The following is a 25,949-nucleotide window of genomic DNA, read 5'->3' as shown; positions in this document are numbered from 1 at the left end:
GCTGCGCCATGCCGCCGTCGTCGATCACCAGCGTCAGCGTTTTGCCGCGCAGATCCGGCGCCGCATCGCCCCAGCCATCGCTGACCGGCACTCGCGCCAACAGCTGAGCGCCGTCGGTCTCAACCTGCGGCTTGCCGAGATCGGCATCCGCCAGCGTATCGAAGAACAGCGCGGGCTGCTGCCAACCGGCGGCGCGCTCGGCGGAAATCTGCAGCTCGCCGTTGCGGTAACCGGCCTTGACGCCCTCCGCCACCCCGGCGGCGATCGGCACCTGTCCCATCGCCTGCGCGAAGTCGTGGTTAAACTGCGGATCGTTCGGCGTCGTCAGATCCAGGCTGAACGGGTAGTCGGTCAGAATGCAGACGTTACTGCAGGTGGATAGCGTCAGGGTGCCCGCCAGCGGGCCGGATACCTGGCCTGACATCACGATCGGCAGCGTGACCCGATCGTGATAGCCCTGGGTGGAAATGCCGGCCACCTCGAAACGCTGCGGCGTCGGCCAGTGCCAGGTCGCTGGCGGCGGGTTGCCCTGCCAGACGATAGCCGGCGCGATTCCGCCTTCGCCTGGGGAACGCCAGTAGGTTTTCCAGCCCTTTTGCAGCTCGACCGACAGCAGCAGGCGGGTCTCCCCCGGCTGTGACGTGTCGGCACGCAGCCGCACCTTGGCATGATCGTTGGCCGGGTTTTGCAGCCAGCCGCTGTCCGCCGCCTGCAAGGCAGGCAGCCACAGCATAAACAGGCAAGCGCAGGCCAGCCTGATAATTTTCAACATGTTAATTCTCCATAAATGATTAATTCACCGCGAAAAACGGGCGATTAACTCATTCACGGAAAACGCATAATCGAAGGTGCACCCTGAGGGTGGGCGGTGAAATGGCGCGAGGAGGAGGAATACGCAGGCGCGCGGCAATGGTCGGCGCCAACAGCGCCAGCAGCAGGCCCAGCCCGAACAGTACGGTTTCGAACATCACCGGCGGCGCGGCCAGCAATGATTTGGCGCTCAGTTCACAGGGCGTCGGCTGCGCTTCGGCGGCGGTGTCACTGGACTGAACGGCGGTGGCGGCCGGGATCCCCAGCGTTTGCTGCAGCGCATGCAGGCCCGCCATGCGCTGGGTCATGCACGTCAGCACCACCAGGCAAGCCAGGCATAAAAACCATTTTGCAATCCGCTGCCGTTTAACCATGCCATCCTCATGTTCGGGTCTGGGGTTATCTTAGCGACGCGGGCGCGATTAGCAACGTTTTGTCGGTAAAGAAATGTCTGAGCGGCGGTATTGATGGCGGCGATTTACAGGTATCATAGCGGGTAAGCCTGCGCTTTTCGCCGGGTACGATGATGATTCTCTCCTCCAGGCATTCTGCGGGGATACACAGCGAAGGACTGGTGATATGCAACCTTTGAGTGGGCCGGGCACCCCAATCGCCGGCGAACGCCCTCCCTCCCCGGGCAAAACGGCGGCCACTGACGATCAACCCCTTTCTCCGGCACAGCGCACGACGCTGGAAAAGCTGATCGTGAAAATCATGACGCTCAGCCCGGCAAAATCGGCGGAGATCTGGGCGACTCTGCGCCACGAGCTCGGCGCCGACAACGGCGGTGAACTGCTGGCGCGCCATTTTCAACCGGCGGAACAGCTGCTGCAAACGCGCCTGACGCAGGCGCAGCAAAACCACGCCGGGCGCCAGCTGTTGCAACAGCTGGCCGAATTGCTGCCGCAGGGCAACAACCGCCAGGCGGTCAGCGACTTTATTCGCCAGCAGTTCGGCCACACGGTACTGAGCCAGCTGAGCCCACCACAGCTGCAGCAGGTGCTGAATCTGTTGCAGACCGGCGGCCTGACCATTCCTCAGCCGCAGCAAACCGCTACCAGCGATCGCCCGCTGCTGCCCGCAGAGCATCAGAGCCTGCAGCAGCAGATCACCAAACTTAGCGCGGCCACCGGTGAAGCGCCGGCTAAAATCTGGCAAACGCTGTTTGATCTGGCGGGCGTGAAAACCAACGATCCGCTGCCGGCGCGCCACTTCCAGCTGTTAAACCAATTCTTGCAAGTGAAGGTGGCCCTCAGCCCGCAGAGCGCGCCGACGCTGAACAATCTGCTGGCGGCGCTCAAGCAGCCGGCGGACGAGCAAGAGCTGCAGCAGATGAACGACTACTGCCAGGCGCGCTTCAACTGCGGTGCCAATGCGCCGCTGACGCATCCGCAAATGAGCGACGCCATTCATCAACTGTTTGCCCGCCGCCTGGAAAAAGCCGGCCAGGCTCAGGCTATCGTCAGCCACCCTGTCGATCCGCAGCCGCTGCTCAACCCGCTGATCGCCGCCCTGCCGCTGCCGCTGCAAAAAGCGCTCAGCAAACCCGCCGTCGCGCTGATCCTGCTGCTGTTGGCGCTGGCCGTCGTGCTGGCGCTGGTGTTTTAACGCCTCAGGCGCAGCCGCAGTCCTCAACAGCCGCCCGATCGCGCAACGATCCCGGCTGTTCGCCGATGGCCAACGGATGGCCGTCGCGCAGCCAGAAGTCCAGCCCACCGATCAGCTCCTTCACCCGGAATCCCAGCTTCGCCAGCTTGTAAGCGCCCTTGGTGGAACCGTTGCAGCCGATGCCGTCGCAGTAGGTCACATACACTTTTTCGCGATCCAGCTGCGCCGTGCTGGCTTCATCCATCAGACGATGCGGCAAACTGAGCGCACCGGGAATATGCCCGGCGGCGTACATCGCCTCCGCGCGGGTGTCGATCACTATCACCCCCTCCACGCCATTGCGCAGATCCTCCGCCACGTCCCAGGCATCCGCATAGCGGCTCAGTTTGGCCGCCAGGTAGGCCAGGCTCTCTTCCGGCGCCGCCGGAGAAAAAGCCAGCACCAATGATTCTTTCGACATACCATTCACTCCCGTGCATCAAGACAGATGACAATAGTGCCCCATTTTGGTCTTATGATTGATACCCATTTTCCAACCGTGATAAGACCCATTATGCGGCACTCGCTGGTCACGTTGTTTCAGCAATCGCCCCACACCGCCGGCACGCTGCGCGATCGCCTGTGCGGCGCATTGCGGCAGGCCATCCACCAAGGGGCATTGAGCGTGGGGCAACGCCTGCCTTCCAGCCGGGTGCTGGCCAGCGATCTGGGCCTCTCGCGAGTGACCGTCGAAGCGGCCTACGGTCAGTTGGAGGCGGAGGGATATCTGCAGCGCCGCGTCGGCCAGGGCACCTTTGTGGCGATTATCATCGCCAAATCACCGCCGCCGGCGACCGCTGCCGACATACCGCGCCTTTCGCAGCGCGGCCAACAGATCGTACAAACCGGCGGCTGCCGCGATCCGCAGCAGCCACGGGCGTTTGCCGCCGGTTCGCCGGATCTGCGCGCGTTTCCGCTGGCCTTGTGGAAGCAACTGACCGCACAGCGCCTGCGGCTACAGGGAGAAAGCCTGCTGCGCTACGGTGACCCGCAGGGCTATTTGCCGCTGCGTGAAGCGATTGCCGCCCACGTCAATCAAACGCGCGGCGTGATCTGCGATGCACGGCAGGTTATCGTGCTGACCAGTTCGCAGCAGGCGCTGCAGCTGATCGCCACGCTGCTGCTGGACAGCGGCGACAGCGTCTGGATGGAAGAACCGGGTTACACCGGGGCAAGAAACGCCTTTATCAGCGCCGGAGCCGCCCTGACGCCGGTCGCGGTGGACGGCGACGGCCTGCGCGCTGACCCCTCCTTGCCCGACCCTCGTTTGATTTATCTGACGCCCTCGCACCAATACCCAACCGGCGCAGCGCTCAGCCTGGCACGCCGGTTGGCGCTGCTGGCGCTGGCGGACAGGCAGCAGGCCTGGATCGTCGAGGACGATTACGACAGCGAGTTTCATTACGACGGCCTGCCGATACCGGCGATGCAGGGCCTGGATCGCCGTGGCCGGGTGCTGTACCTCGGCACCTTCTCCAAATCGCTGTTCCCTTCGCTGCGGTTGGCGTACCTGATCGTCCCGCCCACGCTGGTTGACGCGTTCGTCACCGCGCGCACGGTGTATGACGGCCACAGCGCGCAGCTGATGCAGGCGGTCACCGCCGAATTCATCCTCCAGGGGCACTTTGCCGCGCATATCCGCTATATGCGCCAGCTCTACCGCAGCCGGCGCGATGTGTTGCTGGCGGAAGTTCGCGAAAAACTCGGCCACTTCGCCACGCCCGCTCCCGCCGCCGGCGGCCTGCAGCTCAGCGTCTGGCTGCCGCCCGGCCAGGAGGCGGCGCTCAGCCGACAGGCGCAGCGGCTCGGCATCCTCACGCCCCGGCTGACGGCACAATACCAGACGGCGCAGGCGCAGCGCGACGGCTGGCTGCTGGGCTTTTCGGCCCTGACGCCGGGCGAGATCCGCAGCGCCGTCGAGCGGCTGGCGCAGATCGCCGTGGCTTAGCCCGGCCCCAACGGAATGCCGACCGGCTTATTGCTCGGTCAGGCGCATTTCCGCCACCAGCGGCAGGTGGTCGCTCACCGCCGGCCAATGCACGCCGTTCCAGTCGCCGCTGGCGTTCGGTACCGTCAGGCTGTCCAGATGCCAGCGCTGCGCGTTGCCGGTGAAGAGGTAATCCACCTTGATCTCGGCGTTTTCCGCCGGCCAGCTGCGGCCATCCTGCCCGTTAGGCATGATGTCGTTCCAATAGCGGCTCAATTCCAGCCAGGTCACGCTGCCCGGCACATCGTTCATGTCGCCGAACAGCAGCTTGATACCGCGCACTTCGATGGTGCGATCGTTCAGCTCCCGCACCTGATCCAGGCGCATTGTCGGGTCTTCCTTGGTATCGAGGTGGGTGTTGAACAGGGTGATCGGCGCCGGGAACTCCGGCACGTCGACCTTGACGCTGAAGGCGATGCGCTGTTCGCGCTGGCCGGACGGCAGCGGATAGATCACGGCGTCGTGCAGCGGATACCTGGAGAGAAACGCCAGGCCATATTCACCGCCGTCGAAGTCGATCGCCCGGCCGAACACCGCCTGCATGCCGGTCAGCTTCGCCAGCTCCGCCGCCTGATCGACGCGGCCGCTGCGGGCGGTGAGCTTATCCACCTCTTGCAGCGCCACCACGTCGACGTTCATCGCGCGAATCGCCTTGGCGATGGCGGTCATGTCGCTGACCTTGCCGGCGGCGATATTGAAGCTGGCGACGCGGATCTTCGGCGCCTGTTCCAGTTCGTAGGTTTTGTTTTTCAGGCCGCCCAGCGCGCTGGCCACTTCGCGGCTGTTGGCGTTGCTGTTGGCATGTCCGGTGTCGGCAGAGGACCAGGCGCTGGGAGAGAGGCCAAGGGACAGTATGGTGATAAGCAGAGCGTGACCGGTGTGCATGAATTCTCCTTGAGGAACAGATAAGTGTTATGCGGGCGCTTCCCGGCCCACAGCTAACACCGATTTTGCCGCAGAAACCTGCGACGATTTCCTAGTTTCACCGCTATTTTTTGTTTCTGCGCGATGCTTCGCATTCTGGCGGTTTACGCATTGCATCGTTGGACAAACGGCTGATTTCGTTTTAAAACCGGTAGATTGCCAACCGCGAGGAGTTCCGATGACCAGCCCGATTGCCGAACAGCTCACCGAACGTTTCTTCCGCTATCTGGCGGTGACCAGCCAGAGCGACGCCGCCGCAACCACCCTGCCCAGCACGCCGGGGCAGCATGAGATGGCACAGCTGCTGGCGGAAGAGCTGCGCCGGCTCGGCCTGGCCGACGTGCAGATAGACGACCACGCCACCGTCACCGCCCGCAAGCCCGGCACCCAACCCGGCGCGCCGCGCATCGGCTTCATCACCCATATCGACACCGTGGACGTCGGCCTGTCGCCCGAAATTCGCCCGCAGCGCCTGCGCTTCACCGGCGAAGATTTATGCCTGAACGCCGAGCAAGATATCTGGCTGCGCACCGCCGAGCACCCGGAGATCCTGCCCTACCGGAACGAAGAGATCCTGTTCAGCGACGGCACCAGCGTGCTGGGCGCCGACAACAAGGCGGCGGTCACCGTGGTGATGACGCTGCTGGCCAACCTGACCGCCGCCGATCGCCACGGCGATATCGTGGTGGCATTCGTGCCGGATGAAGAGATCGGCCTGCGCGGCGCCAAGGCGCTGGATCTGCAGCGTTTCGCCGTCGATTTCGCCTACACCATCGACTGCTGCGAACTGGGTGAAGTGGTTTACGAGAATTTCAACGCGGCGGCGGCGGAGATCCGCATCGAAGGGGTAACCGCCCACCCGATGTCGGCGAAAAACGTGTTAATCAACCCGATACGCATCGCCAACGACATCATCAACCGATTCGACGTGCAGGATACCCCGGAACACACCGACGGGCGCGAGGGCTATTTCTGGTTCACGGATCTGGCCGCCAATGCCAATCAGGCGACGCTGAAGGTGTCGATTCGCGACTTCGATCGCGCCACCTTCGAGGCGCGCAAAACCCGCCTTGAGGAGACGGTGCATCAGGTGGCGGCCAATTATCCGCGCGCCAACGTCAGCTGCAGCATCAGCGACATCTACAGCAACATCAGCAACGCCATCGGCGAAGATCGGCGCGCCATCGATCTGATCTTTGGCGCCCTTGCCGCCCACGGCATCCCGCCGAAGGTGATCCCGATGCGCGGCGGCACCGACGGCGCGGCGCTCTCGAGCCGCGGCATCCTGACGCCCAATTACTTCACCGGCGCACATAACTTCCACTCGCGCTTCGAGTTTTTACCCGTCAGCGCCTTTGTGAAATCCTACCAGGTAACCCGCAGCATTTGCCTGTTGGCCGCCCGGCAGAGCGGTAATCCGGGCTAGCTCAACAGCCAGCCTACCAGCGCGGCCCACGCCAGCAACGGCAGCGAGTAATAGTGGAAGCGCAACCAGATCTTGCGCTCCCCCGCCATGCGCAGCGCAATCAGGTTGGCGAGCGAGCCGACCGCCAACCCGAAGCCGCCGGCATTGACCGCATAGGCCAACTGCGCGCTGGAGGGCACATAGTTGAGCAGCAAAATGGTGGCCGGCACGTTGCTGACGATCTGCGACAGCCCGACGCCCAGCGCATACACCCCGCCGTCGCTCAGCCCGGCGATAGCAGCAAACGCCGGCTGAAGCGGCGGCAGGCGGGTAAACAGGCCAACATCGATAAACATGGCGGCGAACACGAAAATCAGGCTCCAGTCGATCTGCAACAGCACCCGGCGCGCCAGCAACAAAAAGCCGGCGAACACCGCCAGCAGCCCATACAGCGGCAGACCGATATCCAGGCACAGCAGGAAGATCGCATACAGCCCCACGCAGCTCAGCAACAGCGGCCGTTGATAGGGGTAGCCCTCGGTATTCGGCGTTTTCACGATGTCGCGCGCCGGGAAGCTGAACCAGGTCAACGCCAACAGGCTCAGCATCATCGCGGCGCCAAACGGCGCCATCTGGCCGATGAAGCCGAGGAAAGAAAGGCCGGAGCGGCTCCACAGCAGGATATTTTGCGGGTTGCCGATCGGCGTCAGCAGCGAACCGGCGTTCACCGCCAGCGCCTGAAAGATGATCAAACGGCCCACCGGCAGCGCCGATAGCTTTTTCAGCGTGATGGTGAGCGGAATGACGATAAACAGCGCCACGTCGTTGGTCAGAAACGACGACAGCAGCGCGGCGGAAAACACCAGGAACAGCGCCAGCCGCCGTTCGCTATGCAGCCGGTTGATAATCTTGCGGCCAACGACGTCGAAGTAGCCGCTGACCTCGACGCCTTTGGTCAGCAGCATCAGCCCCAACAGGGTAATGAGGGTGCGGCCGTCGATAAACCCGCCCAGCGCCGCCAGCGGCTGCGGATGAAAGGCGAACATCGCCACGCCGGCCAGCAACAGCGCATGCAGGAAACGGTCTTTGACAAAGGGATGGATAAGCCGGGAAATGGCGGTTGCACTCATGGTGGCAGCTTGAAACCTCAGCGAAAAGCATGAGCGAGACGTTAGCTCAGGCGCAGCCGCAACGCCAGCAAAATGCTATTTTACCTTTATCCGCTTTCCATTTGCCGCGCTTTACTTTATTTGTAGCGGCTTTCTCGTTTTCAAAGGACATGTTATGGCTTCCCTGTTCGCCAAAGGGGCGTTGCTCAGCGCCTTATGCGCCCTGCTCGCCGCCTGCGACGATGCCTCCTCCCGCCCGCAAATCGCTATCGACGGCAAGACCATGGGCACCTTCTACAGCGTTAAAGTCAGCGGTGACGTCGCGATCGGCAAGCAAGAACTGCAGCGGCAGATCGACGCGGTGCTCGAACGGGCCAACGACGATATCTCCACCTACCGCGCCGACTCGGTGCTGTCGCAATTTAACCGTAGCGCCAGCCTCGAACCGCAGCCGATCCCGCGCGGCATGGCGGACATCGTGCTGATGGCCCAGCGCATCGGCCGCGATACTGGCGGCGCCATGGACATTACCGTTGGCCCACTGGTGAACCTGTGGGGATTCGGCCCCGACAAGCATCCGGTCAAGGTGCCGGAACAGGCGCAGATCGACGCGGCGAAGCAGCGCATCGGCCTGCAGCACCTGAAGCTTATCAGCGACAATCGCGGGGAGTGGCTGCAAAAAGATCTGCCGGACATGTACGTCGATCTCTCGACGCTGGGCGAAGGCTACGGTGTCGATGAACTGGTGCGCCTGATGAACCGCAACGGCATTACCAACTACCTGGTATCGGTCGGCGGCGCGGTCTCTTCACGCGGCGTCAACGGCCAGGGCAAACCCTGGCGGGTGGCAATCCAAAAGCCAACCGACCGTGAAAACGCGGTGCAGGCGCTGGTGGATCTGCACGGTTACGGCATCAGCACCGCCGGCAGCTACCGCAACTACTTTGAACAAAACGGCCAGCGCTACTCTCATGTCATCGATCCGACCACCGGCAGGCCGATCAACCACCGGCTGGTTTCCGCCACGGTGATCGCCCCCACCGCGCTCGAGGCCGACGGCTGGGATACCGGCCTGATGGTGCTGGGCACGGAGAAAGCGTTGAAACTTGCCGAAGAGAAAGGGCTGGCGGTCTACCTGATCAGCAAAACCGACGACGGCTTTAGCGCCGTGATGACGCCGCAGTTCAAGGCGTTTTTGGTGCAGTGAAATAAAAAAGCCCGGCACGCAATGGCCGGGCTGGTTGCATGCGCCCGCAGGCGCCGCGCCGATCACTTGGTCAGCGCGATGATGCCGAGGGTCAGACCGGCCACTGCCGCCGCGCCGCCGGCGATCGCGCCCGCGGTTTCCCAGTTATCCTGAGTGGTGCCCTTCATGCAGGTGTTGGTGTGCACCAGACGCCCCTGGTCATCGTAGACCGGAACGCAGGGAGAATCAGTGGCGCATCCGGCCAACACGGCCGACAGTAACCCAACCGCAATTAACTTTTTCATACTTCTTGCCTCAATGTTCGATCACTTTAGAAAGCCACGCCGAGCGATAATCACGCTACCTGGCTATTGTATGCCCAACGCGTGTAATGGCGAGGTAATGATGTGTCAGGGGATGTGATTTGGGAAAACTCCGAGCGCTCGCCCGGCGGGCTTTGAACGGTAAAAAGCCCGCGAAAACGCGGGCTTGATGGCGAGATGAAGCTCAGGCGGAATTATTTCGCCAGTTTGCGCATCACCAGGGTGGCGTTGGTGCCGCCGAAGCCGAAGCTGTTGGACATCACCGTGGTCAGCTCGCGCTGAGTCGGTTGAGTCACGATGTTCATGCCGGCCGCCTGCTCATCCAGGGTTTCGATGTTGATGCTCGGCGCGATAAAGCCGTGCTCCAGCATCAGCAGGCTGTAGATCGCTTCCTGCACGCCTGCGGCGCCCAGCGAGTGACCGGTCATCGCCTTGGTGGAGGAGATAGCCGGGGTATTGTCGCCGAACACTTCGCGAATCGCGCCCAGCTCTTTCACGTCGCCTACCGGCGTGGAGGTGCCGTGCACGTTGATGTAGTCGATAGGCGCATCCAGATCCTGCATCGCCATCTTCATGCAGCGTACTGCGCCTTCGCCCGATGGCGCAACCATGTCGGCGCCGTCGGACGTTGCGCCGTAGCCAACGATTTCTGCGTAGATGTGCGCACCGCGCGCCAGCGCGTGCTCCAGTTCTTCAACCACGACCATACCGCCGCCGCCGGCGATGACGAAACCGTCACGATCGGCGTCGTAGGTGCGGGAGGCTTTTTCCGGCGTGTCGTTGTACTTGGTGGACAGCGCGCCCATCGCGTCGAACTCGCAGGCCATTTCCCAGCACAGCTCTTCGCCGCCGCCGGCGAACACGATGTCCTGTTTGCCCAGTTGAATTTGCTCAACCGCGTTACCGATGCAGTGTGCAGAGGTCGCGCAAGCGGAGCTGATGGAGTAGTTTACGCCGTGGATTTTGAACGGCGTCGCCAGGCAGGCGGAAACGCCGGAGGCCATGGCTTTGGTGACCACGTACGGGCCAACCGCTTTCAGGCCGCGCGGGCTGCGCATCGCATCGGCGCCGAACACCTGGAAGCGCGGAGAACCGCCGCCGGAACCGGCGATCAGGCCCACGCGCGGGTTGTTTTGATACTCTTCTTCCTTCAGGCCGGAAGAAGCGATCGCTTCTTGCATCGCCAGGAAGGCATAGATGGAAGCATCGCTCATGAAACGTACCGCCTTGCGGTCGATCAGGCCGGTCGTGTCGAGCTTAACTTGCCCCCATACGTGACTACGCATGCCGGAATCTTTCAGTTCCTGGGAGAAAGTGATCCCAGAACGTCCTTCCTGCAGGCTCGCCAGGACCTCCTGCTGGTTATTACCAATGCTGGAGACAACTCCCAGGCCAGTAATCACTGCACGTTTCATTCAATACCTCTTCCACTATTTACCTACGGGATTTTGCATCGCACTTTAGCGTACAGATGTAAGCCGAACAAGTCCGATCAGCGTTTTTCAGCTTTATTGTTGTCCAGTTTGCGCCTGGGCGCCAGCGCCGTTAGAATTCGCGGCATCCCTTGAATTTCGAGCTATTGACCGTGAACCACGCCCCCATCCAAACCGCAACGCTAACCTGGAACGAACAGGGTACACCTGTTTCGAAACAGTTTGATGACGTCTATTTTTCCAATCAGGATGGGCTGGAAGAAACCCGCTATGTCTTCCTGCACGGCAACCGGCTGCCGCAGCGTTTCGCCACTCACCCGCGCCCGCTGTTGGTGGTGGCGGAAACCGGATTCGGCACCGGGCTCAATTTCCTGACCCTGTGGCAGGCCTTCGCGGGCTTCCGCCAGGCCGAGCCGGACGCCGCGCTGCAACGCCTGCACTTTATCAGCTTTGAAAAATTCCCCCTGCAGCAGGCCGATCTGGCGGCGGCGCATGCGCGCTGGCCGGAGCTGGCTCCCTATGCCGACGAGCTGCGCGCCCAATGGCCGCTGCCGCTGCCGGGCTGCCATCGCCTGCTGTTGGCCGAAGGCCGCATTACGCTCGATCTGTGGTTCGGTGACGTCAACGAATTGCTGCCTCAGTTCGACGCCAGCATGAATAACCAGGTCGACGCCTGGTTCCTCGACGGCTTCGCACCGGCCAAAAATCCCGACATGTGGACCGAGCAACTGTTCGCCGCCATGGCGCGTTTCGCCCGGCCGGAAGGCAGCTTCGCCACCTTTACCGCCGCCGGCTTCGTGCGCCGCGGCTTGCAGCAGGCCGGTTTTCAGGTCAACCGTTGCAAAGGCTTTGGCCAAAAACGTGAGATGCTCGCCGGCGGTCTGCCGGCCGATACGCAGCCTACACCCCACCCGGCGCCCTGGTATCGGCGTCCGGCGGCGGACAACACCGCCGACATCGCCCTGATCGGCGGCGGCGTCGCCAGCGCGCTCACCGCATTGGCCTTATTGCGGCGCGGCGCCAGCGTCACGCTGTACTGCGCCGACGAGCAGGCGGCCGAGGGCGCTTCCGGCAACCGTCAGGGGGCGATTTATCCTCTGTTGAACGGCAGCGGCGACGCGCTGGAGAGTTTCTTCAGCGCCGCGTTTCCCTTCGCCCGTCGTCAATACGACACCCTCTTGCAACAAGGCGTCACCTTTGATCACCAGTGGTGCGGCGTCAGCCAGCTGGCCTACGACGAAAAGAGTGGGGCCAAGATCGCCAATATGCTGAAAACCGACTGGCCGCCGGCGCTGGCGATGGCGGCCGACCGCGAGACGCTCAGTGAACTGTGCGGCGTCGATACCGGCTTTGGCGGCATCACCTACCCGCAGGGCGGCTGGCTCTGCCCGGCCGAGCTGACGCGCGGCGCTATCGCGCTGGCGCAGCGGCAGGGTCTGGTCTGCCGCTACCGGCACGATGCGCAGGCGCTGGCGCGTGAAGAAAACGGCTGGCGTATCGACTTCACCCACGGCGAAAGCCACCGCCATGCGACGGTGATCCTGGCCAACGGGCACCGGTTGGCCGAGCTGGCGCCGACGCAAGCCCTGCCGCTGTACTCGGTGCGCGGGCAGGTGTCGCACATCCCAAGCTCGCCGGCCCTCGGTCAGTTGAAACAGGTCTTGTGCTACGACGGCTACCTGACGCCGGTCAACGCCAACAACGGCCAACACTGTATCGGCGCCAGCTACCAGCGTGGCGACACCGCCACCGACTACCGCGAGCAGGAGCAACAGGAAAACCGCGAGCGCCTGCTGCGCTGCCTGCCTGAGCAGGCCTGGCCGCAGCAGGTGGACGTCAGCGCTCATCAGGCGCGCTGCGGCGTGCGCAGCGCCACCCGCGATCATTTGCCGATGGTCGGCGCGCTGCCGGACTATCAGGCCACGGTGACGCAGTATCAGGATTTGCAGCGGCAGAACCAGCGCGGCGAAACCGTCGCCGATGCGCCGGTCTATCCCGGCCTGTTCGCTATCGGCGGGTTGGGATCGCGCGGGCTGTGCTCGGCGCCGCTGGCGGCGGAAATTCTGGCGGCGCAGCTGTTCGGCGAACCGTTGCCGGGCGATGCGCGCCTGCTGGCGGCGTTGAATCCGAATCGGATGTGGGTACGAAAGCTGCTGAAAGGGCGTGCGGTTTAATTCATAAATGAGGGGCGCGGTGATGCGCCCCGGCATGGCGGTCAGGCGGCAGGCGTGGCGGCCTGATAGAGGTTTTCCCACATGCCGCGCACCAGGATCTGATCCGGCGGCGAGAGTTCCCCGGCGGCGATCGCCTTGTGCAGGCTCTCTTCCACCCGCGCCTTCAGCGCTTCGGCGGTGTGCTCACCCTGCTCTTCCGCTTCGGCCACCGCCAGCGTCAGATGACCGCGCAGGTAGCCACCGGCAAACAGTTCATCATCGCTGGCGTGCTCTACCATGTCATCAATCAGCGCCAAAATGCGCGCTTCGAATTCTGCGATCATCAAATTTCCTCATTAAATAGCGGGCTGTGGCGTCAGTTGAGATCTTCCGGGTACGGAAAATGCTCGGCCGCCAACGGTGGCGTATTGTAGAACGATTGCAACGCCTGAATAAAGCGCGCAGGCCGTGTGGGTATTCCCTGCTCCAGCAGCGCCAATACCCGGGCGCGCACCTTGCGTTGGAACGCGATGCGATCCGGCTCGCAGTCGCCGTTCAGGTTGTCGCAGCTGACGTTGAACGGGAAACCGGCCGCCACGCAGAACATCCATTCCAGCGCCTGCGGTTTGATCTCTACCGCTTCGAATTCACTCTGGGTTTGCGCGTCGCGCCCGTCCGGGCAATACCAGTAACCGAAGTCCACCAGCTGGCGGCGCGCTTCGCCGGCGATGCACCAGTGCGAGATTTCGTGCAGGCCGCTGGCGTAGAAGCCATGGGCGAACACGATGCGGTGATACGGCAGTTCGTCGTCGGCCGGCAGGTAGATAGGCTCGTCGTCGCCCTTCACCAGGCGGGTGTTGTAATCATCGCTGAAGCACTGATTGAAGATCTCGATCAGCTGTTCATAGTGATAGCGGGTCTGCATGTCTGACATAAAAACTCTATAACCACAAAAATAAAGAGGCCATTATACCCGATAAGACAGGGCGCGTAAGCAACGCCCCCTCTTCATCTTTAACCGTGCACCAAGGCGGTCAACCACTGCTGAATTTCCGCGCCGTGATTGTCGTACAGCAGCTTGAGGCTCATCACCAGTGAGACGATCACGATCATCGGCCGAATCAGCTTCTGCCCGCGGGTCAGCACCATGTGCGCCCCCAGACGCGCCCCCAGCACCTGCCCCACCAGCATCACCAAACCGATGCTCCACACCACCTTGCCGCCGATGATGAACAGCGCCAACCCGCCGACGTTGGAGGTGAAGTTCAGCACCTTGGCATGCGCCGTGGACTTGGCGAGGTTAAAACCGCACAGCGTCACATAGGCCAACGCGTAGAAAGACCCGGCGCCGGGGCCGAAGAAACCGTCGTAAAACCCGACGCAGCCACCGGCCACCAGCCCAAACGGCAAGGCCCCGAGGCGGCGTTGACGATCTTCCTCACCCAGCCGCGGCATCAGCAGGAAATAGAGGCCGATGCCGATCACCAGCAACGGCAACATCTGCCGCAGCAAATCGGCGCGCATATGCTGCACCAGAATGGCGCCGGCGATCGAACCGATCAGCGTCAGAAATATCGTCAGCTTTTGGTCGTTGAGGTTCACCGCACGCCGACGAATAAAGTACAGGCTGGCGGAGAAGGAGCCGCCGACCGACTGCAGCTTGTTGGTGGCCAGCGCCTGCGCCGGGGGAACCCCCACCGCCAGCAGGGCCGGTACCGTCAGCAACCCACCGCCGCCGGCGATGGAGTCGATAAACCCCGCCAGCAGCGCTACCGCAAACAACACCCCGAGCATCTCGGGGCCAATGACAAACCAGTCCATGTGTTATTCCGCTGAGAAATGGTGATCCAGCAATGCCTGACAGGTCGGCGGTAACGGCGGCGGCACGGATTTGCCCGGCTTGGCGTTAGGCTGATGCGGCACGAACCAGCTCGCCAGTTCGGCCCCGCAGCCGTCGCCCGGCGGCGGCGTATCCTGCTCCTGGCACTCCAGGCTGCCGGCCGGGCAGCGCAGGCGCACGTGCATGTGCGCACGATGGCCGAACCACGGGCGCACCTTGTGCAACCAGGCGCGATCGGCGCCGGCATCCAGGCACAGGCGCTGCTTGATCGCCGGGTTGACGAAGATGCGCGTCACCTCCGCGTCCTGCGCCGCCAGCTTGATCAGCGACTCAATTTGCGGCTGCCATTGGCTGGTCACCACCTGTTTGCCGTCCCCTGATACCAGGTCGATCGGCTGTGGTTTCAGCAATTGCTGCGCACTCCAGCGTTGGCGCGGCAGCTGCAGCCAGATGTCGACGTCGAGCCCCGACTGGTGGCTGGCGTGGCCGCTGCTGAAGCGGCCGCCGGCCGGCATCGCCATGTCGCCGATCAGCACCGTGCCCAGCGCTTTCTGGTTCGCCTGGCTGCTGAGGCGCTGAATAAACGCCAGCAGATCCGGGTGGCCGAAATAGCGGCGCTGGTCGGTACGCATCACCTGGTAGTTCGGTGAGTTCAGCGGCAACGGCTGCGCGCCGATGATGCAGCCGTTGGCAAAACCGCCCACCGCCTGCGGCGCGCCGGCCACCGGGTGATCGATTTTCTGCCACGGCGTCAGCGCCATGGCGGAGGCGGAGGCCGTCAGGGCCACCAGGCCCAACATCCAGTTTTTCATGGCGATTACCAGCGAGGCACGTCGGAAACCACATCACCGTTTTGCGCACGCTGGCGCAGCAGGTGATCCATCAGCACGATCGCCATCATCGCTTCGGCGATCGGCACGGCGCGGATGCCCACGCACGGATCGTGGCGACCGCGGGTGACCATTTCCACCGCTTCGCCCTGGCGATTGATGGTGCGGCCCGGCACCATGATGCTGGAGGTCGGCTTCAGCGCCAGATGCGCCACCACCGGTTGGCCGCTGCTGATGCCGCCGAGAATGCCGCCGGCATGGTTGCTCTGGAAGCCTTCCGGGGTGATTTCATCGCGGTTTTCGCTGCCGCGTTTGGTCACCACGGCAAACCCGTCGCCGATCTCCACGCCTTTCACCGCGTTGATGCTCATCAGCGCGTGCGCCAAATCGGCATCGAGACGGTCAAATACCGGCTCGCCCAGGCCAACCGGCACGTTTTCTGCGATCACGCTGACCTTGGCACCGATGGAGTCGCCCTCTTTTTTCAGCGCGCGCATCAGTTCGTCCAGCGCTTCCAGCTTGTCCGGATCCGGGCAGAAGAACGGGTTCTGCTCGACCTGGTCCCAGTCTTTCAGCTCGCAGGTCACGTCGCCGATCTGCGCCAGATAGCCGCGTACCTGCACGCCGAACTTCTGCTGCAGGTATTTCTTGGCGATAGCGCCCGCCGCGACGCGCATGGCGGTTTCACGCGCCGAAGAACGGCCGCCGCCGCGATAGTCGCGCAGGCCGTATTTCTGTTCGTAGGTGTAGTCGGCATGCCCGGGACGGAACACGTCTTTGATGGCGCTGTAGTCTTGTGAGCGCTGATCGGTGTTCTCAATGATCAAACCGATGCTGGTGCCGGTGGTCACGCCTTCGAATACGCCGGAGAGAATGCGCACCTGATCCGGTTCGCGGCGCTGGGTGGTGTAACGCGAGGTGCCCGGACGACGGCGGTCCAGATCGTGTTGCAAATCGGCTTCGGTGAGCGGAATGCCGGGCGGCACGCCGTCGACGATACAACCCAGCGCCACCCCGTGAGATTCACCGAAGGTGGTGACGCGGAAAATCTGCCCAATACTGTTTCCTGCCATCACGGCTCCTTACCGTTAGTCTTTTATCGTTATGAGGCCCGCCGTACGGGCCCTGGAAATGCGGTTTAGCTGCGGTAGAGGCTGAAGTGTTCCTTGCAATCCACCAGCTGCTGTTTGGTCAGCATGAACACGCCGTCGCCGCCGTTTTCGAACTCCAGCCAGGTGAACGGAATGTCCGGATATTGATCCATCAGGTGTACCATGCTGTTACCCACTTCACAAATCAGCACGCCGTCGTCGGTCAGGTAGTCCGGCGCGCAGGCCAGGATGCGGCGCACCAGCTTCAGGCCGTCGCTGCCCGCCGCCAGGCCCAGCTCCGGCTCAAAGCGGAACTCCTGCGGCAGATCGGACATGTCTTCCGCATCGACGTACGGCGGGTTGGTGACGATCAGATCGTACTGGATCGCGGGAACGTCGCGGAACAGATCGGAACGGATCGGGATCACCTGATGTTCGACGCCGTGCGCCTGAATGTTGCGCTCGGTCACCGCCAGCACCTCGCTGGAGATGTCCACCGCGTCCACTTCCGCCTCCGGGAAAGCGTAGCCGCAGGCGATGGCGATACAGCCGCTGCCGGTGCACATGTCGAGGATATGGCTTGGCGGGTGTGGGATCAGCGCGCTGAAGCGATCGTTGATCAGCTCGCCGATCGGCGAACGCGGCACCAGCACGCGCTCGTCGACGTAGAATTCCATGCCGCAGAACCAGGCCTTGTTGGTCAGGTAGGCGACCGGGATGCGCTCGTTGACGCGGCGGATCACGCGCTCAACGATGCGATGGCGCTCGCTGGAGGTCAGACGGGCGGTGTGCATGTCCTCCGGAATATCCAACGGCAGGAACAGGCTTGGCAGCACCAATTGCACCGCTTCGTCCCACGGATTATCGGTTCCGTGACCATAGTAGATATTGGCGGCGTTGAAACGGCTTACCGTCCAGCGCAGCATATCTTGAATGGTGTGCAGTTCGTTCACTGCTTCGTCGACGAAAATTTTGTCCAATTTGCCCTCCGGCAGGCGCTGTGTTTCATGATTTAGCCGCATAGTTTGCCATGAAGCCCGCGACAAATCACGCTTGCCCCTCGCGCTTTTCATTCTGGCCCGAGTTTTGCGTCGACAGCGCTCGTTCACAAGGTAAACTAGCGAAATAAACGATTTCCGGTGAATGAAGCATGAAGAACAAGCCCCCTCTGAGCAAAGACGAACAACAGCTCTTCAGAGAGTCGGTGGCGGGCGCGAAAAAGCTGCGCCAGGACACCATCGTCCACCGCCCGCCGAAACCCAAGGTCAAACAGATTACCCCGCAGCGGCTGCTGCAGGAGCAGGTCGATGCCAGCTATTATTTTTCAGATGAATACCAGCCGCAGCTGGAAGAAGAGGGCCCGACGCGCTACGTGCGCCCCGGCAGCAGCCCGTATGAGCTGAAGAAGCTGCGACGCGGCGATTATTCGCCGGAGCTGTTTCTCGATTTGCACGGCCTGACCCAGCTGCAGGCCAAGCAGGAGCTGGGGGCGCTGATCGCCGCCTGCAAACGTGAACACGTGCACTGCGCCTGCGTGATGCACGGGCACGGCAAACACATTCTCAAACAGCAAACGCCGCTGTGGCTGGCGCAGCATCCCGACGTGCTGGCGTTCCACCAGGCGCCGAAGGAATGGGGCGGCAACGCCGCCATCCTGCTGTTGGTGGAGCTGGCCGAGTAGACCCGCAGAAACGACTCAGGGCGATGTCAGACATCGCCCTGAGTTTATTCTGCACCGCATCCGCAGCTCACACTTTGGCCATCACCTGCGACGGGCTGACCTGCCATTCAAACTTGCCGTAACTGCCGTCCGCCGGCAGATCGACGTTAGCAATCGCCGAGGTCGCGAACATCGGCGGGCACTCACCCGGGCACAGTTCGGCCACCAGATAGCCCACCAGAGGCAGGTGCGACACGATCAGCACCGAGCTCACCCCTTGCATCGCCAGCGCTTGCAGGTAGCTGCCGACCTGTTCGGCGTTGCCGCCCGGCGTCAGCTCGGGCAGCACTTCTTCGCCCTCCGGCAGCGTCAAGGCTTCACGCACCGTCGCCAGCGTCTGTTCGGCCCGCAGATAGGGGCTGACCAGCACGCGTTCAATATCCACAGACTTGGTGTTCAACCAGGCCGCCATCTGACGGGACTCGTCGCGGCCGCATAGGGTAAGGGGCCTTACCGCATCGCTGGCTGCCTCGAGCGCCGCCTCTCCGTGACGCATAATCAAAACTTGCATATTGCACCGCTGTTGTTGACAAAGTAACGCTATACAGAAACGCCGTGCGTGCTGTACCGCCGAGTTTTACAACCCAAAGCCAAAGCTTTAAAACGATAACGCGCCGTCTCTTTATGGCGGCCGGGCATTTTGCCTGAAAGTTTGCGTAAAGAAAACGCTGTTTTTTACAGCAATCCTCTCCGGGCAAACCTCGATTGCTCACAGAACAAGCAATTCAACGGGTTAAATTTTAACCTTGCCGCCATGAAATTTATTGATGGCGGTCAAGCTAACTTACCGCTGCCTGCGCCTTGCTGTACAGCCTCACCGGCTGACGCTGTTGCAAGGAGTGATGGCGATCACAACGCGGCCCTGTTGCAACTATAGTGCAAATCGGGCCGCCCTGCGTTCAGCTCCCCAGCGGGTAAAAGCGCTCGCCCTGCTGCGCCATGCGCTGCAGGCGTTCGCACGGGGCGAAGTGCTCGCCGTGCTGCTGACGCAGGTAGTCCAGCGTCTTCACCACTTTCTCGGCGCCGAGCTCGTCCATATAGCGGAACGGGCCGCCGAGGAACGGCGGGAAGCCGATGCCAAACACTGCGCCGATGTCGCCGTCGCGCGCGCTGCGGATCACGTCTTCGTCCAGGCAGCGCGCCGCTTCGTTCAGCATCATCATCACGCAGCGTTGAGCGACGGTCGCCGGCAGCATGTGCGCCTTCGGCGTGACGCCGAGCAGCGTATACAATGAGGTATCCGCACGTTTGCGCCGCTGCCGCTGCTGCCCTTCGCTCGGGTAGAGATAGAAGCCGCGGCCGTTCTTGCGCCCTTTGCGCCCGTCTTTCAGCACCGCATCGAACGCAGCCGGCGCGGCGAAGCGCGGCCCCAGCGCCTCGACCAGTACCGGGATGATCTTGGTGCCGACGTCGATGCCCACTTCATCCAGCAGGGTGATCGGGCCAACCGGGAAACCGAAGTCCACCAGCGCCTTGTCCAGCGACTCCATCGGTTCGCCTTCCAGCAGGCAGCGCGCCGCTTCGTTGATGTACGGCGCCAAGATGCGGTTGACGTAAAAACCGGCGCTGTCGCCCACCACAATGGCGGTCTTGCCCTGCTTGTGCGCCAGCGCCACGGTGGTGGCGATGGTCTCTTCGCTGGTGCCGGCATGCGGGATCACTTCCACCAGCGGCATCTTGTCCACCGGGCTGAAGTAGTGCAAGCCGATCACCTGCTGCGGCCGCTGGGCTTTTTCGGCGATGCGGCCGATAGGCAGCGAGGAGGTATTGGAGGCGAACACGGTATGCGGCGCGCAGTTTGCTTCGACCTCGGCCACCATCTGCTGCTTCAGCGCCAAATCTTCAAACACCGCCTCGACCACGACATCCACCTGTTCAAAGCCGGTGTAATCGGTAGAGCCGGAGATCAGCATCATCTGTTTTTGCCGCTCGGCCGGGCGCATGCGCTTGCTGCGCACCCGCTTGCCGAGCACGTCCCAGCTGTATTTCAGCGCGTGATTGATGCCGGTTTCATTGATGTCTTTGATGCGAACCGGCAAACCGCCGCGGGTGGCGGTGACGCAGGCGATGCCGCCACCCATCAGACCGCCACCGAGAATGCCGACGCGGTGCAGGGCGCGCGGCTGAGCATTGCCGCCCCGCTCTTTTTTCAGCGCGGTGGAGGCGAAGAACAGGCTGCGCAGCGCCGCCGACTGCGGCGTCATCGCCAGTTCGCCGAAGGCGCGCGCTTCGGCCTCATAACCGCTGGCGCTGCCGTGATCCAGCCCGGTGCGCACCACCTGAATGATGCGCTCCGCCGCCGGGTAGTTGCCGTGGGTTTTCGCCAACGTTTTCTTGCGCACGATGCTGAACAGCAGATTTCTGCCCAGCGGGCCGTTGAGCAGGCGATCCTGCCACGGCAGCTCGCGCTGATGTTTCCAGCCCTGTTTCACCCGCTCGATAGCGGTCTGCAACAGAATCGACTGCGGCACGGCGTCGTCCACCAACCCCATGCGCAGCGCCTGGCGGGCACGAATGTGCTTGCCGGTCAAGATCATGTCCAGCGCCTTGGCAGCGCCGACCAGGCGCGGCAGGCGCTGCGTACCGCCGGAGCCCGGCAGCAGGCCCAGCTGCACTTCCGGCAGCCCAAGCGCGGTCTTGTCATCGAGAGAACAGACGCGGCCGTGGCAGGCCAGCGCCAGTTCCAGCCCACCGCCCAGGCAGGCGCCGTGAATGGCCGCCACCACCGGCACCGGGAACGCGGCGATCTGCGCCAGCGTGCTCTGCCCTTTCTTGGCCAGCGTTTCCGCCTCTTTGGCGCTGGTGCAGGCGGCAATCATGGTGATGTCGGCGCCGGCGATAAACGAGTCCGGCTTGCCGGAAACGATCACCAACCCTTCCAGCGCGGTATGCTGTTGCGCCCGGATCAGCACGTCGTTCACCTGTTCGACGAACTCGGCCTTGAGCGTATTCACCTTGTCGCCCGGTACGTCGATGGCGATCACGCCGATGTTGTCGGGGCGAATCGTCAGCTGAAAGGCCGACGGTTTGGCGCGCTGTTCATGCAATGCGTTTTCAAAGCTCATCATTCCACCTCCACGATCATCGCGGCCCCTAACCCGCCGGCGGCGCAGGCGGTGGTCAGGCCCAGCCCGCCGCCGCGGCGTTTCAGCTCATGCAGCGTCTGGGTGATCATGCGCGCGCCGGTGGCGGCGAACGGGTGGCCATAGGCGATGGAACCGCCCAGAACGTTGAATTTGTCCATGTCCACTTCGCCGATCGCCTGGCTGCGGCCAAGCTTCTCGCGGGCGAACTCTTCGCTGGCGAACATCTTCAGGTTAGCCAGCGTTTGCGCGGCGAAGGCTTCATGCATGTCGATGAGCGTCAGATCGGCCAGGCCGATACCGGCGCGATCCAGCGCCAGCGGCGTGGCGTAGGAAGGCCCCAGCAGCATGTCTTCCCACACGTCGATGGCGGCGAAGGCGAAGCTGCGCAAATAGCCCAGCGGCTGCAGCCCCAGCTCTTTGGCGCGCGACTCGCTCATCATCAACACCGCCGCCGCGCCGTCGGTCAGCGGCGTGCTGTTGGCCGCGGTAACGCTGCCGTGCTTGCGATCGAACGCCGGTTTCAGCTTGGCGTAGGAAGCCAGGCTGGAGTCTTTACGGATGTTATTGTCTTCAGAAAGCTGCGCGCGGTAAGGCGGCACGTAGGCGGTCATCACCTCGTCGCGCAGCCACCCCTGCTGCCAGGCCTTGGCCGCCAGCTCGTGTGAACGGTGCGCCAGCGCATCCTGCGCCTCGCGGGTGATGCCGTGGCTCTTCGCCATCTGCTCGGCGGTATCGCCCATGCGCAGCCCGGTGGAATACTCCGCCACCGCCGGTGGCACCGGCATCAGATCGCGGAATTTCAGCCGGCTGAACAGTTTGAGACGCTGCGACAGCGTGCGCGCCTTGTTGACGTCCACCAACGTGCGCGCCAGCGCCTTGCTGACGCCGATCGGCAAAACGGAAGAAGAGTCCGCCCCGCCGGCGATGCCGACGCTGATGCTGCCGGCCATGATGCTTTCCGCCACGTTGGCGATCGCCTGGAAGCTGGTGGCACAGGCGCGCGACACGCTGTAGGCGTCGGTATGGACGCTCATGCCGGTGCCCAGCACGATTTCACGCGCGATGTTCGGCGCCTCGGGCATTTGCACCACCTGGCCGAACACCAGCTGTTCGATAAGCTGCGGATCGATACCGCTGCGCGCCAACAGCTCGCTCACCGCCGTTTTCCCTAAATCCACCGCCGGAATGCCGTGATAGGCAGTCGCCTGTTTGGCAAAGGGGGTACGTAGTCCATTCACAATCGCAATGCGGTCACCATGACGGGTCACCAACGGCAGTGCCTTACTCATAAATGCTCCTGAAGAAAATAACGTCAGCGCAATGGGCAGAAAGAGGTCTGACCTGATGAGGTCATTGTTAACCAAACGGTTACATTTGGCAAACCGGCAGAGATCAAAACTGCGAGCAGGCGCACTTTCTATCGGGGGCGATGTAGGGAAGGCAATCCCCGACGCGCGGCAGGCGGCGCCGGGGGTAAAGCGGGGATTAACGCAGGCCGAGCTGGAAGATCAGGGTTTCCGCCTGGCAGGCGAAGGTGAAATCGGCCTCCAACTGCACGCCGCCGTCAACCGGTTTAATGCTACTGCTGATGTCACAAGGGTCGGATTCTACCGCGCGCGCCTTTTCGCTCAGGGCGGCCAGCATGGCTTCCGCATCTTGTTGATTGCTGAACACCTGGCTGTAGGACGCGGTGCAATCGGTGTTATCCATCACGGTGCCGACATCCACGCAGCAACACGCGGCGGTTTCCTGGGCGCTGCATTTATTAATTGCATCTGACATGATTGGTTCTCCTCAAGGGCCTCGGTTATCAGCCCAAATTGCCGTTTTACTCACCGGCACAAAGCCACAAAATTCTGCAGGTATTTTACGCTTCCGCGCCGGCAATCACTAGCACTTACTTTTACTGGGTGTTTTAAGTGATGGAAATCACAAATAAAAATGAGCGCCTGCTAAGGAATGGTAAGAATTTTGTTATTTACCGCTGGCTTTTTGTTAAGCAGATCTCTTTTTTGATATCAGGTTGGAAATATTTCAAAAACAAACTTGCAACATTTTCACAGGTCAGACCTATACTTCAGCCACTGGTCTGATTTGTCTGAATGATAACGGACCCTACAATCCCGCGCTCCTTGTTACCTTGCGTAACATAGTTTAAATAATAAACACATAATGAGGTTTTGGTCATGAGCCAGAAAAACCTATTGACTAAATCAGCTCTCGCAGCTGCAGTGGCAATTATTTCTTCAAACGTGTCTGCCGCAGGATTCCAGCTGAATGAGTTCTCATCAGCTGGTTTAGGACGTTCGTATTCTGGCGAAGGCGCCATGGCGGATACGGCGGCCTCCGCGAGCCGCAACCCGGCGTTGCTGATGATGTATACCCGTCCGGAACTCTCTTTCGGCGCAGTCTTCATCGATCCGGACGTCGATATCAGTGGCCAATCCCCTTCCGGCGCCAGCCTGGATGCGAAAAACATCGCGCCGACCGCCTGGGTGCCGAACCTGCATTATGTTCACCCGATTAACGATCAATTCGCCGTAGGCGGCTCGGTCACCAGCAACTTTGGTTTGGCGACCGAATACAACAACGGTTATGCGGCGGGTTCCATGGGCGGCAAAACCGATCTGGAAACCCTGAACCTGAATCTGAGCGGCGCTTATCGCCTGAACAAAAACTTCAGCTTCGGTCTGGGTTTTGACGCCGTCTACGCCAAGGCTAAACTCGAACGTTATGCCGGCGACCTGCCAAAATTGATCGCCGGTTCAGGCAAATTGCCGCCACAGTTGGCCGGCCCGGTTTCGCAGATCCCGGCAGATACTCAAATTTCTCACCTGAAAGGCGACGAATGGGGCTTCGGCTGGAACGCCGGTATTCTGTACGAAGTGGATGAAAACAACCGTTACGGCTTCACCTATCGCTCAGAAGTGAAAATCGACTTCGACGGCGATTACAAAAGCAGTCTGCCTTCAGCCTTCAACCCGCTGCTGGCCTCTCAAGGTCTTCCGTGGGGTACCAACGGCACCACCATTCCGGGTTCTCTGAGCCTGCATCTGCCGGAAATGTGGGAGCTGTCCGGTTACAACAAAGTAGCGCCGCAGTGGGCTATCCACTATAGCCTGGCCTACACCAGCTGGAGCCAGTTCCAGGAGCTGAAAGCCACCGGCAACAACGGCCAGACCCTGTTCCAGAAGCATGAAGGCTTCAAAGACGCTTACCGCATCGCGCTGGGCACCACCTACTTCTACGACGACAACTGGACCTTCCGTACCGGTATCGCTTTCGATGACAGCCCGGTGCCCGCCCAAAACCGTTCGATCTCCATTCCGGATCAGGACCGTTTCTGGCTGAGTGCCGGTACCACCTATGCGTTCAACAAAGATGCGTCGGTCGACGTCGGCGTGTCCTACATGCACGGCCAAAAAGTCACCATCAACGAAGGCCCTTACACCTTCACTTCCGAAGGCAAGGCCTGGCTGTACGGCGCCAACTTCAACTACCGCTTCTAATCTCGCTTGAGAAAGAAGCCAAAGCGCCCCTCGGGGCGCTTTTTTTTGCCCGCCGCTTGCCGCCGGCATAAAAAAACCCGCCTGACGGCGGGTTTTCATTGGCGTAACGCCCGTGATTACTGCGAGTCGATCTCGTCCAGTTCGCCCTGAATCGCCTTGGCGTTCGGGTTCTCTTCCGGCTTGAGCGAACCGCCGTTGGCGATGAAATCGTGGCGCTGGAAGTAAGCTTCGCGCACCATGATGTAAGGATCGGAAGAGTTGCGCAGCAGACCATCGGAATCCAGCAGCTGGGCGCGGGTTTCGATCCCCTCGACCACCCACTTGCCCGCCGACATCCAGAAGGTCAGGTAGCTCAGCATCGGATACAGCGTATCCGCAAAGTCGCCGCCTTCGTCACGCAGCGTGAAGCTGCCGTAGCCCGGCAACATCACGTACGGGCCGTAACCCACATCGTAATGGCCCAGCGTGCTGCCGAAGCGGTTGGGTTCTTCGCGCGCCAGTTTCGGGTTGGCCATGCCGGCCACGTCGATCAGGCCGCCCATCCCGAGCAGGGTATTCAGGAAGAAACGGTTGAAGTGGATCATCCCGCGGTAAGGATCGCCCTTCAGGAAGGCGTTGACCATGCTGGCCGGCTCTTCCAGGTTAGAGGTGAAGTTGCTGATGCCGTTACGCGCCGGCATCGGCACGTAGTCGCGCCAGGCCACCGCGACCGGGCGCAGGATATAAGGATCCAGGACGTTGTAGTTGAAGTCGAACATCGTCCGGTTAAATCCTTCCAAAGGATCGGAACGCCCTTGCGGATCTTTGTCTGGCGCGCTGGCACAGCCCACCAGTAATACCGTTGCGAATGCCACCCCAGTCAGGCGAAAGTTCATATTTTTCTCCATAAAAACACG

The 25,949-nt window shown here is 61.9% G+C and carries 25 protein-coding genes; 7 read left to right on the top strand and 18 right to left on the bottom strand.

Annotation, left to right across the window (positions count from 1 at the left end; translation table 11 throughout):
* Both AWX27_RS05470 and AWX27_RS05465 read right to left on the bottom strand, forming a co-directional pair.
* Positions 1-772 (bottom strand): protein-disulfide reductase DsbD domain-containing protein (locus AWX27_RS05470; RefSeq protein WP_255359337.1); only part of this gene is annotated, 772 nt, incomplete at its 3' end.
* A gap of 49 nt (positions 773-821) precedes the next feature.
* The gene (locus tag AWX27_RS05465; protein ID WP_047730175.1) at positions 822-1,184 is read right to left on the bottom strand and encodes a hypothetical protein; all 363 of its coding nucleotides are present in this window, start codon (positions 1,182-1,184) and stop codon (positions 822-824) included.
* 205 nt (positions 1,185-1,389) lie between these two features.
* On the opposite strand from AWX27_RS05465, the gene flk reads away from it, so the two are divergent.
* Positions 1,390-2,418, top strand: a complete 1,029-nt coding sequence (gene flk / locus AWX27_RS05460) for a flagella biosynthesis regulator Flk (protein ID WP_060420006.1) — start codon at positions 1,390-1,392, stop codon at positions 2,416-2,418.
* 4 nt (positions 2,419-2,422) lie between these two features.
* Here the strand turns inward: flk and AWX27_RS05455 are convergent, their stop codons facing one another.
* Positions 2,423-2,878: a rhodanese-like domain-containing protein gene (locus AWX27_RS05455; protein ID WP_060420003.1), complete on the bottom strand. Its 456-nt coding sequence runs from the start codon at positions 2,876-2,878 to the stop codon at positions 2,423-2,425.
* A gap of 93 nt (positions 2,879-2,971) precedes the next feature.
* Between AWX27_RS05455 and AWX27_RS05450 the strand changes: the two genes are divergently transcribed.
* Positions 2,972-4,405, top strand: coding sequence for a MocR-like pyridoxine biosynthesis transcription factor PdxR (locus tag AWX27_RS05450; protein WP_195892956.1), 1,434 nt, complete (start codon positions 2,972-2,974; stop codon positions 4,403-4,405).
* Between the two features lie 27 nt (positions 4,406-4,432).
* Here the strand turns inward: AWX27_RS05450 and AWX27_RS05445 are convergent, their stop codons facing one another.
* Positions 4,433-5,329 carry an endonuclease/exonuclease/phosphatase family protein gene (locus AWX27_RS05445; protein WP_060419997.1) on the bottom strand — a complete coding sequence of 299 codons (897 nt, stop codon included), beginning with the start codon at positions 5,327-5,329 and terminating at the stop codon, positions 4,433-4,435.
* 217 nt (positions 5,330-5,546) lie between these two features.
* Between AWX27_RS05445 and pepT the strand changes: the two genes are divergently transcribed.
* On the top strand, positions 5,547-6,794 hold the full coding sequence (pepT, locus tag AWX27_RS05440; RefSeq protein WP_060419994.1) for a peptidase T: 1,248 nt from the start codon (positions 5,547-5,549) through the stop codon (positions 6,792-6,794).
* Here pepT and AWX27_RS05435 read toward each other — a convergent pair.
* Positions 6,791-7,903 (bottom strand): SLC13 family permease, encoded by a 1,113-nt coding sequence (locus AWX27_RS05435; protein ID WP_060419991.1) that lies wholly within the window; start codon positions 7,901-7,903, stop codon positions 6,791-6,793. The two genes, pepT and AWX27_RS05435, sit on opposite strands and share 4 nt — an antisense overlap.
* 154 nt (positions 7,904-8,057) lie before the next feature.
* Between AWX27_RS05435 and apbE the strand changes: the two genes are divergently transcribed.
* A complete protein-coding gene (gene apbE / locus AWX27_RS05430; RefSeq protein WP_060419988.1) occupies positions 8,058-9,089 on the top strand; it encodes an FAD:protein FMN transferase ApbE in 1,032 nt (343 codons plus the stop codon).
* 62 nt (positions 9,090-9,151) lie between these two features.
* On the opposite strand, the gene AWX27_RS05425 is transcribed toward apbE, so the two are convergent.
* Positions 9,152-9,373: a putative periplasmic lipoprotein gene (locus tag AWX27_RS05425; protein ID WP_004936201.1), complete on the bottom strand. Its 222-nt coding sequence runs from the start codon at positions 9,371-9,373 to the stop codon at positions 9,152-9,154.
* A gap of 212 nt (positions 9,374-9,585) precedes the next feature.
* Complete coding sequence (fabB, locus tag AWX27_RS05420; protein ID WP_016926857.1) at positions 9,586-10,806, bottom strand: beta-ketoacyl-ACP synthase I; 1,221 nt, start codon at positions 10,804-10,806, stop codon at positions 9,586-9,588.
* Between the two features lie 170 nt (positions 10,807-10,976).
* On the opposite strand from fabB, the gene mnmC reads away from it, so the two are divergent.
* On the top strand, positions 10,977-12,998 hold the full coding sequence (mnmC, locus tag AWX27_RS05415; protein WP_060420845.1) for a bifunctional tRNA (5-methylaminomethyl-2-thiouridine)(34)-methyltransferase MnmC2/FAD-dependent 5-carboxymethylaminomethyl-2-thiouridine(34) oxidoreductase MnmC1: 2,022 nt from the start codon (positions 10,977-10,979) through the stop codon (positions 12,996-12,998).
* Positions 12,999-13,039: 41 nt separating this feature from the next.
* On the opposite strand, the gene AWX27_RS05410 is transcribed toward mnmC, so the two are convergent.
* The 6 genes from AWX27_RS05410 to prmB form a co-directional block, all read right to left on the bottom strand.
* Entirely contained in the window at positions 13,040-13,321 is a 282-nt protein-coding gene (locus tag AWX27_RS05410; RefSeq protein ID WP_016926855.1) for a YfcL family protein, read from the bottom strand.
* Positions 13,322-13,353: 32 nt separating this feature from the next.
* Positions 13,354-13,902, bottom strand: a complete 549-nt coding sequence (locus AWX27_RS05405; protein WP_169318894.1) for an elongation factor P hydroxylase — start codon at positions 13,900-13,902, stop codon at positions 13,354-13,356.
* 89 nt (positions 13,903-13,991) lie between these two features.
* The gene (locus tag AWX27_RS05400; protein WP_025303718.1) at positions 13,992-14,798 is read right to left on the bottom strand and encodes a sulfite exporter TauE/SafE family protein; all 807 of its coding nucleotides are present in this window, start codon (positions 14,796-14,798) and stop codon (positions 13,992-13,994) included.
* A gap of 3 nt (positions 14,799-14,801) precedes the next feature.
* Positions 14,802-15,629, bottom strand: a complete 828-nt coding sequence (gene mepA, locus AWX27_RS05395) for a penicillin-insensitive murein endopeptidase (RefSeq protein ID WP_060419983.1) — start codon at positions 15,627-15,629, stop codon at positions 14,802-14,804.
* A 5-nt stretch (positions 15,630-15,634) separates the two neighbouring features.
* Complete coding sequence (aroC, locus tag AWX27_RS05390; protein WP_033635387.1) at positions 15,635-16,720, bottom strand: chorismate synthase; 1,086 nt, start codon at positions 16,718-16,720, stop codon at positions 15,635-15,637.
* 65 nt (positions 16,721-16,785) lie between these two features.
* Positions 16,786-17,718, bottom strand: a complete 933-nt coding sequence (gene prmB, locus AWX27_RS05385) for a 50S ribosomal protein L3 N(5)-glutamine methyltransferase (protein WP_060420842.1) — start codon at positions 17,716-17,718, stop codon at positions 16,786-16,788.
* A 170-nt stretch (positions 17,719-17,888) separates the two neighbouring features.
* On the opposite strand from prmB, the gene smrB reads away from it, so the two are divergent.
* Complete coding sequence (smrB, locus tag AWX27_RS05380; RefSeq protein ID WP_060419981.1) at positions 17,889-18,419, top strand: endonuclease SmrB; 531 nt, start codon at positions 17,889-17,891, stop codon at positions 18,417-18,419.
* A 67-nt stretch (positions 18,420-18,486) separates the two neighbouring features.
* Here smrB and sixA read toward each other — a convergent pair whose 3' ends face one another.
* The 4 genes from sixA to AWX27_RS05360 all read right to left on the bottom strand — a co-directional run bounded on the left by sixA (position 18,487) and on the right by AWX27_RS05360 (position 23,326).
* The gene (sixA, locus tag AWX27_RS05375) at positions 18,487-18,969 is read right to left on the bottom strand and encodes a phosphohistidine phosphatase SixA (protein WP_004936230.1); all 483 of its coding nucleotides are present in this window, start codon (positions 18,967-18,969) and stop codon (positions 18,487-18,489) included.
* Positions 18,970-19,357: 388 nt separating this feature from the next.
* A complete protein-coding gene (fadJ, locus tag AWX27_RS05370) occupies positions 19,358-21,523 on the bottom strand; it encodes a fatty acid oxidation complex subunit alpha FadJ (protein ID WP_060419978.1) in 2,166 nt (721 codons plus the stop codon).
* Positions 21,523-22,833: an acetyl-CoA C-acyltransferase FadI gene (fadI, locus tag AWX27_RS05365; protein ID WP_033653729.1), complete on the bottom strand. Its 1,311-nt coding sequence runs from the start codon at positions 22,831-22,833 to the stop codon at positions 21,523-21,525. The genes fadJ and fadI overlap by 1 nt, the downstream gene beginning before the upstream one ends.
* A gap of 196 nt (positions 22,834-23,029) precedes the next feature.
* Positions 23,030-23,326, bottom strand: coding sequence for a YfcZ/YiiS family protein (locus AWX27_RS05360; RefSeq protein WP_072145088.1), 297 nt, complete (start codon positions 23,324-23,326; stop codon positions 23,030-23,032).
* 404 nt (positions 23,327-23,730) lie between these two features.
* Between AWX27_RS05360 and fadL the strand changes: the two genes are divergently transcribed.
* Positions 23,731-25,053: a long-chain fatty acid transporter FadL gene (fadL, locus tag AWX27_RS05355; protein WP_060419975.1), complete on the top strand. Its 1,323-nt coding sequence runs from the start codon at positions 23,731-23,733 to the stop codon at positions 25,051-25,053.
* Between the two features lie 116 nt (positions 25,054-25,169).
* Here fadL and mlaA read toward each other — a convergent pair whose 3' ends face one another.
* Complete coding sequence (gene mlaA / locus AWX27_RS05350) at positions 25,170-25,928, bottom strand: phospholipid-binding lipoprotein MlaA (RefSeq protein WP_049200138.1); 759 nt, start codon at positions 25,926-25,928, stop codon at positions 25,170-25,172.
* Between the last annotated feature and the right edge of the window lie 21 nt (positions 25,929-25,949).

This window comes from Serratia sp. 2880STDY5682894, from assembly GCF_001537385.1.
Taxonomy (GTDB): Bacteria; Pseudomonadota; Gammaproteobacteria; order Enterobacterales; family Enterobacteriaceae; genus Serratia; species Serratia nevei.
The sequence above is the reverse complement of the archived record's forward strand: the minus strand, read 5'-3'. Positions and strand labels throughout refer to the sequence as shown.